This window comes from Streptococcus infantis, assembly GCF_047460405.1.
Lineage (GTDB): Bacteria > Bacillota > Bacilli > Lactobacillales > Streptococcaceae > Streptococcus > Streptococcus infantis_Q.
In genome coordinates, this window is the sequence record NZ_JASHGH010000039.1 from 1 (window position 1) to 1,544 (window position 1,544).

General features: G+C 44.0%; 1 protein-coding gene. It reads left to right on the forward strand.

Features of this window, described 5'->3' with window-relative positions:
* Window positions 1–107 precede the first annotated feature (107 nt).
* Window positions 108–1,274 (forward strand): IS30 family transposase, encoded by a 1,167-nt coding sequence (locus tag QM928_RS09825; RefSeq protein WP_414295147.1) that lies wholly within the window; start codon window positions 108–110, stop codon window positions 1,272–1,274.
* Window positions 1,275–1,544: the final 270 nt, after the last annotated feature.

Here is a 1,544-nt window from a genome sequence, read left to right on the forward strand (position 1 = left end):
CGTAACTTCTCAAAGTAACTTCCATCTCTCCCCCAAAACTGGAAGTTAATCTCAGATGACGAATTATGCTAGAATTAAGTCTGAGACTTTTCGTGAGGAGGCACCTCATGACGAAAAAACAAAAACATCTCACTCTAGAAGACCGGATTGACATCCAAACCGGAATCAGCCAACAGGAGACTTTCCGTTCTATCGCTGAGAATATTGGAAAAGACCCGTCAACGATTTCAAAGGAAATCAAGCGCAATCGCATCATGCATCCAACATCCGTCAAATCTGATTGCACGGATTGCCCACTTCTCAAAAAAGCTCCTTATGTCTGTAACAACTGTCCAAAAAAGAGGACGGATTGTGGGTTTAACCGCTATCTTTACTACGCCAAAAAGGCGCAGGAACAGTACAAGACTATGTTGAGGGAATCCAGACAGGGCATTCCCCTAAACAAGGAAAGTTTTTATCAGATGGACCAGATCGTAACCCAAGGCATCCAGAAGAAACAAAGCATCTACCATATCATTCAGACACATAACCTACCTGTGTCGAAAGCTACGGTGTATCGACATGCCAAGCTGGGTTATCTGACAGCCAAACCCATTGATTTCCCTCGGATGGTCAAGTTCAAGGCACGCAGAAAATCCAGAAAAGTAGCTATTCCCAAGGAGCTGAAAATTGGGCGGACCTACCAAGATTTCCAAGAGTTACGAGAAACAGATGATTTCTTCAAATGGTTGGAAATGGACACGGTCATCGGCAGACCTGGTGGAAAGCTACTGCTCACCTTCAATGTTTCCTTCTGCAACTTCCTCTTCGCCTTGCTTTTGGACAACAAGACTGCTCTGGAGGTCGCCACTAAATTCGCAGCTTTGAAAGAAAGAGTCATGGACGGAGGGTATGCCTTCCATCAGCTGTTCCCTGTCATTCTCACGGACAACGGATCTGAGTTCTCCAATGTGGAGGAGCTTGAGCGAGACATTGATGGGAAGTCTCACCTCTACTTCTGCGACCCTAGCCGTCCTGACCAGAAGGGGCGGATTGAGAAGAACCATACGGTTTTGCGAGCCATTCTTCCCAAGGGCACTTCCTTCGACCAGCTGACTCAGAAAGACATCAATCTAGTCATTTCCCATGTCAATTCCTTGAAACGAGAAGAGTTTCAAGGAAAATCTGCTTACGACGTCTTCACCTTCACATTTGGCGAGGACATCGCTGCTCTTCTGGGTTGCCAATTTGTCAAACCAGAAGACACACACTTATCACCTGATTTATTGAAATAAAGGGAATTTTACCCTCTAACTAAACATCTTATCACCATCGAAAAGTCTCACACTAAACGCTAGTAACTGGAATTTACTCTAAGACGACTCTGTTTTAGGGCTATTTGTCGTGCACTTTTTTTCTGAGTCTTTTCGCTTTTGACCCCTTATATATCAAGAAAAAGAAAACCAGTGGAAGTTAGTCTAAGACGAATTTCCACTGATTTCACGCGTTTTTCTCATACTAAAAGCTAGGTTGTAGGAAACTGGAAGTTAGTTTTAGAAGTTACC